This is a genomic window from Synechococcus sp. OH2 (assembly GCF_047462155.1).
GTDB lineage: Bacteria > Cyanobacteriota > Cyanobacteriia > Thermostichales > Thermostichaceae > Thermostichus.
Map to the genome: position 1 here is coordinate 46,013 of NZ_JANSIR010000083.1, position 5,659 is coordinate 51,671.

A 5,659-nucleotide genomic window follows, 5' to 3' on the forward strand; every position below is an offset into this window, starting at 1 on the left:
CCCTGGGGGGCGGCCAAGGAGCCAGCCGGCAGCGACCGGGCCTGGACGGTGTCCACGTGGGCATGAGCAATACCCTCAACACCCCCATCGAAGCTCTGGAGCTGGAGTATCCCCTGCGGGTGCTGCGCTATGAGCTACGCCCGGATTCCGGCGGCCATGGCCGCCAGCGGGGCGGCTGGGGGCTGATCCGCTCCCTCCAGACCTTGCAAGATTGCACCCTCTCCCTGCTCACCGACCGGCGTCACCATGCCCCCCAAGGGGAAGAAGGCGGCGAGCCTGGCCAGGTGGGGATCAACCTCGTCAACGGGGATCCCTTGCCCAGCAAGATCAGCCGCCCCTTAAAAGCCGGCGATGTGCTCACCCTCTACACCCCTGGCGGCGGTGCCTGGGGAGCTAGGGAAGAAGAGGGGCCTGGCGGGCCCAAATAGCGCAGATGAGCGAGAAACAACTGCTCGCAACGGCGGAGCACATCATCACGGCTGGCGAAGTGCTCTAACCTATGCACTTCTTGACCTTTCTCAAACAAAATTAAGGTTGGTAGCGAGCGCACCCGATAGCGGCGCGGCAGCCAAAAATTGTCGTCCACATTCACCCGCAGCACCTTGATCGACCCTCCCCACTCGGAGGCGAGGCGATCGGTAATCGGCTGAATGAAACGACACAGGCCACACCAAGGGGCGCCAAAATCCACCAAAACCCATCCATCGCTTGTCAAAAGTTCTTGATTAAAAGCATCAAGTGCAACTTGCAAGATCGCCACTCCCAAACTAAAGAAGTTCTTTGGGATCATGCTACCAGGCAACTCTGCTGGCTGCAGATATCATTTGCGGGTGGAGGGCGTAAAGAATCACTACGAAGCTGAACACTCCCAGGTAGGCCCAGCGTAGAAACTCTCGCGGTTGCAGTTGCTGGCGCTTCTGCAGAATGGCCAAGCCGGGGATCACAGAAGTACGGGCCTTGAGATCGCGGAAGGCCTGACCGTATTTCCGCTCCAGCCGGTGATCCCCGTGCCAGACGGCGAACAGGTGATAGGCCACCAACCCCAGGGAAGTGACCAGCATGAAACTGGAGCCAATCCAAAGGGAATGGGCCACACACCAGATCACCTGGCCCACCATTTGAGGGTGGCGGGTGATGCGGATGATCCCGCTCTCAAACAGGTGGATCTCCGGCTTCTGAATGGCAGCGATCTCCAGCAAATTGAAGGTGGCCGGATACAAAAAGAAAAACGAGAGCGCCGACAAAAGAACAACGGTGGTGTGAATGCCGGGGACAGCATGGAGATCCCAAAGGATCACGCCGTCGTAGCGATGGTTAAAGAAGTAGATCAGCAGCAGCGGCGCCAAGCTGAGGCTGACCAGCGCAAAAAGAAGGCGGTACAGACGGGATCCCAGCCAAGCTTCTCCCCAGGGGCGCAAGTAGGCCAGCCCACTGTGAGCACAAGCAAACCCCAAAATCAGGGCCAACATGATCGCGTGGGATCTGTACTGGGCGAGCTCCGGCAGCAAGTGGTTGAAGAAGGTGGACGGCATCTTCTCAATGGCTCCTCTTCCGGCGTCGCTGTGACTTATGCTTAAAGATAAGTTACATAAGGCAAGCTTCCCATGCTGAAAACTTTTTTTCTACGCCTTCTCAGCCTGTTGCTCTCGGTCATCCTGGTGCTGGGCTGGACGACCGCAAGTGCTCAGGCGGCCCGTCTCACCGGCAAGTACTACGAAGACAGCATGACTCTGATTCAGACGCTGCGCACCGTCCTTTCGGAAGCGGATCCCGTGATGAACCCGGCAGAGGCGCGGGCGGAAGTGATGGAGGCTATGCAAGAATTCGCAGGGCGCTACCATGGCCATCGCTACGACAAGCTGCAATCCTTCACTACTCTGCGCACCGTGTTCAACACCGTGGCCTCCCACTACCGCACCTCCAACCGGCCTCTTGACCCGGAGAAGGTGGAGCGGGTGCTGATGCAACTGGATCGCGCTGAGCTGGCCCTGCGCCGCGAAGGTTAAGCTTTGTTAGATATCCCAGATCCAAGTCACAGGCAAATTGCCCCTAGTGCAGCCAAGCTCTTGTCGGCCTGCAAAAGTCGAGGTCGTCCACGGCGCTCTTCCCAAAGGCGAGGAGGAAGAGTAGTTCTCCCTCGCAGGAAAGGGTATCTTCTTTTGTCTGAGATTTACTGGGCAAGGCGCAGGGTTACTTTGATAACAACCCGGTGGAGGCTGCTTTCGCAAAGCTCCAGATCGCCCCCCATTTCTCTCAGGAGCCGCTCGCTCACCCGCCAAGCAGCGCAACCCTTTGTTTGGATGGGCACATGGCACCGCCCTTCCAGATTCCACTCTAGGCAAAGGCGCCCCTCTGCTGCTGCGATGGGGTAGAGGTGCAGAGTCATCGAACCATAGCGTAGGGTGCGAATACCCCAGCGACACACCCCCAGCAGGGCCTGCACCAAACCGTGGCGATCTGCCCAAACCATAAGGCTCTCCGAGAAGGCGGGCAGCTCAGAGGCAGAAGGCGGTTGTAGGGTCGGCCATTCGTAGCGAATGCCCTGATCCTGGGCCTGTAGGCGAGTTAGGCTGTACACATCCTGAAGGAGGGGGCGGAGTCGGGTCGGCTCCGGTTGCAAGGGTTGAATGGGCAGGTCGTGGCGAGCCAGGCGAGTGTACTCCTCGAGCAACTTGATCAGGCGCTCCACCGCTTCTTTGGCACTTTGCAGGTACTCCCGCTCTTCTTCGCGGGAATCGCACAGATCGGACAGCACCAACTGCAGGGATCCCATCTGGCTGCTGAGGGGGTTGCGCAGCTCGTGGCCAATACTGACGAGCAGCTCCTGCTGAAAGGCGCGCATCACCTCCGAGCGCTCAAACGCAAACTGCCAGTCCACCGCCTCTTGCCCGGCGGCAGCAGCGGCCTGCTGGGAGGGAGGATCGGGTTTTGCTGCAGGCAAGGGTTTCCTCAAGAGGTACTTTGGACGAAAGGTAGGAGATCTGGTGATGTGTTCGGATGGAGAGCCTTGGGTTTTAGCTAATTTGACAGCAGCGCGCTCCTGGATCCTACCTTTTTCTTTCCAACTTTCTAGCCGACGAAATGGGCGCTGACCACCCGCTCAATTCCAGCCAGATCCTTGTGGACTTGGATCTGCTGATAGCCGCCTCTGGCCTGCAACTGCTCCACCACCCAAGGGGCTTGGCCTTGCATCACCTCCACCGCCCAAAAGGAGTTGGGGGCCAAGTAATCCGGTGCCTTTTGAATCAAAAGGCGCAAGTGCACCAGCCCATCTTCCCCCCCATCGAGGGCCTGTCGTGGCTCGTGTAGCCGTACCTCGGGCATGAGGTAGGCCAGCTCTCCAGTGGGGATGTAGGGCGGGTTGGAAACCAGGCCACGCAGCCGGCCTCGCCAGGGATCCAAAGGCACAAACCAGGATCCCTGCAACAGCTTCACCCGTTCCTGCAGATGATAGTCCGCCACATTGGCTGCCGCAACGGCCAAAGCCTCTGGGCTCACGTCCACCGCCAGAAGCTGCAACTGGGGATGCCCCTGGGCCAAAGCGATGGCAATTGCCCCACTACCGGTGCCCAGGTCGGCAAAAAGGGATCCCGGCGGCAGCGGGTTAGACCTCAACCAAAGGGAGGCTTGCTCCACCAGTAGCTCGGTCTCCGGGCGTGGGATCAACACCGCTGGCGTTACCCGCAAGCTCAAACCCGCCCACTCTACCCTTCCCAGCAGGTACTGTAGAGGGATGCGCTCTGTCAGCCGGCGCCGCCACAGCTCCTCTACCTCCGCCAGGGGATCCCCCTGCACCGTCGGGGGCCGACCCAGCAAGCGCTCCAACGATCCCCAGCCCAGCCGTTCCCTCAGCAAAAGTTCCACTTCCTGAGGAGAGATGCCGGCAGCTTGCGCCGCCCGCAAAGCCTGGGCACGCCAGGCCAGCAATTGCTGCACCAGCGGGGATCCCATCAGGAGCTAGGTCAACGCCGCTGAGGCTGGGGAGTGGCAGGTGAATTGGGCTGAGGAGTGGCAGAGCGAACTAACGATTGCACGTACTCCAGCGACGCGCGCGGGGGGATGAAAGCAATCTTCTGCACATCCTCCTGGGCATCAGGGGCTAACATGCGCTCCACCACGATGGCCAAGGAAGTGACCTCGATCTGGGTTTTGCCGACCACCTCTGGGTTCTGCGCCGCCGCCCGATCCAAAGCCCCCTTCAGGTCGTTGCGGTCGAAGAAGAAAGGCACCACCTCCTGGCCATCCTGCTCGATGGTCAGCAGCCCCTCTCCCGAGCGGCCATAGAACAGCGGCACGCCGATCACTTCCGGCGGCACCTCCTGACCCGTTTCTTTCAGCACCTGCTTGGCCGCCTCCACATCAGCAGCCCGGGGCACCACCTCAAAGTACAGATCGCTATTCTTGGCCCGCTCTTCTTCCGACTTTTCGTAGGCGTAGCCCAAGGGAATGGGCACCACCTGGGCCTGCTGACCCACCTCAGGGTTCTTGGCTTTCACCTGCTGCAACGCTTGCTGGGCTTGGTTCTGATCCAGCCAAAAAGAAGCCACCTGGATGGTGCGCCCCTCCCGCTCTACGTTGGCGACCACAGGGGTGCCGTTCTGAGACACGATGGCAAAAACCGGCACCAGATTCAGCCGCTCCGCCACTTCTTGACGACTCATGGGAGCTGCCACTGCCTGAGTCAAGAGGAGCCCCCCTTGAGCAAAAATAGGAGCTCCCCCCCAAATCACCCCCGCCACCCCCAGCAGGAGAGTGCTGCGAACTGCTGCTACGAACACAGCCCGCCCACCTGCCTGAGCTGCGCGGCGGCAAAGGGATCCCAAAAGCGGCACTGCATTACTGCGCATCCTTTTCATCTCTACTCCCGGCCTTGCGCCTTGTCTTCGTTGCTATGGGGTCAGATCCCTAAGACCCTAACCGACGGCCTCTGCCCAAGAAGAGCTGACCAAGCTTACCTTGCTCAACACAGCTCGGGCGAGCGATGCGGCACACTCTTGGGACTTTGGGGACAGCGCCTGGCGAACTGGCCCTTGCTGACACTACCCCCCCTCTACCCTTTTTGACGAGCGCCCCTGGGCCACCCTAGAAGGCAAGGTTAAAGCATTTGCTCAACCCCTGTCGAGGGGTAAAGACCCTGTTTTGGGTGGGGATCCCGCATCACCTCCTACTATATACGGAGTCCAACAAAGCGGAGCCACACCAAATACAGATCGCCCCTCCATCCTCTGGATGCAGAGTCTGGGCTGAGAAGGCCAATTCCCACTAGGCAAAGCTCTTGCTTCCCGATCGGTTTTGCTGGGGGCCCGCTACTGCCTAAGGTTGGGAAAGGGGGAACAGACGGCCCTGCTCGACGGTAACTTGAACCCGCGTGCCCACGGGCAAAGCTTCCCGCGCCAGGGCGTGCAATTCCTTGCCCGTCTCTGTGACCAGACAATAGCGATACTCCCGCCCCAAAAACTGACGATCCCGAATGGTAACTCTCCCTTGCGGATCCGGATGCAGACGTAACTCCTCCTGCCGGATCATCAACTCTCCCTCGCGCAGATGGGGATCGGGCTGATCTCGGAGAAACTGGGAGGGAATCTGCAGCAGCTCCTTAGCTTGCCAACCAGACTCCCGCCGCTCACAGCGCAGAAAGTTGGCCTGGGCGATGAATTCT

General features: G+C 59.9%; 8 protein-coding genes. 2 read left to right on the forward strand and 6 right to left on the reverse strand.

The genetic code is table 11. The features are described from left to right. The coding region (locus NW835_RS07655) for a hydantoinase B/oxoprolinase family protein (RefSeq protein ID WP_414414958.1) at window positions 1-428 on the forward strand (428 nt) is incomplete at its 5' end. Here NW835_RS07655 and NW835_RS07660 read toward each other — a convergent pair. Together NW835_RS07660 and NW835_RS07665 are read right to left on the reverse strand one after the other, a co-directional pair. Next, complete coding sequence (locus NW835_RS07660) at window positions 365-760, reverse strand: thioredoxin family protein (RefSeq protein WP_414371294.1); 396 nt, start codon at window positions 758-760, stop codon at window positions 365-367. The two genes, NW835_RS07655 and NW835_RS07660, sit on opposite strands and share 64 nt — an antisense overlap. A gap of 31 nt (window positions 761-791) precedes the next feature. Beyond that, window positions 792-1,532, reverse strand: coding sequence for an NnrU family protein (locus NW835_RS07665; RefSeq protein ID WP_414371218.1), 741 nt, complete (start codon window positions 1,530-1,532; stop codon window positions 792-794). A gap of 72 nt (window positions 1,533-1,604) precedes the next feature. On the opposite strand from NW835_RS07665, the gene psb27 reads away from it, so the two are divergent. Then, entirely contained in the window at window positions 1,605-2,006 is a 402-nt protein-coding gene (psb27, locus tag NW835_RS07670; RefSeq protein ID WP_414414959.1) for a photosystem II protein Psb27, read from the forward strand. A 164-nt stretch (window positions 2,007-2,170) separates the two neighbouring features. Here psb27 and NW835_RS07675 read toward each other — a convergent pair whose 3' ends face one another. The 4 genes from NW835_RS07675 to NW835_RS07690 form a co-directional block, all read right to left on the reverse strand. Next, the gene (locus NW835_RS07675) at window positions 2,171-2,941 is read right to left on the reverse strand and encodes a sensor histidine kinase (protein ID WP_414364574.1); all 771 of its coding nucleotides are present in this window, start codon (window positions 2,939-2,941) and stop codon (window positions 2,171-2,173) included. Between the two features lie 128 nt (window positions 2,942-3,069). After that, the gene (gene prmC, locus NW835_RS07680) at window positions 3,070-3,951 is read right to left on the reverse strand and encodes a peptide chain release factor N(5)-glutamine methyltransferase (RefSeq protein WP_414364572.1); all 882 of its coding nucleotides are present in this window, start codon (window positions 3,949-3,951) and stop codon (window positions 3,070-3,072) included. Window positions 3,952-3,962: 11 nt separating this feature from the next. Next, entirely contained in the window at window positions 3,963-4,847 is an 885-nt protein-coding gene (locus NW835_RS07685) for a Tic22 family protein (RefSeq protein ID WP_414414960.1), read from the reverse strand. A gap of 466 nt (window positions 4,848-5,313) precedes the next feature. After that, a partial coding sequence (locus NW835_RS07690; RefSeq protein ID WP_414414961.1) for a TOBE domain-containing protein occupies window positions 5,314-5,659 on the reverse strand: 346 nt, incomplete at its 5' end.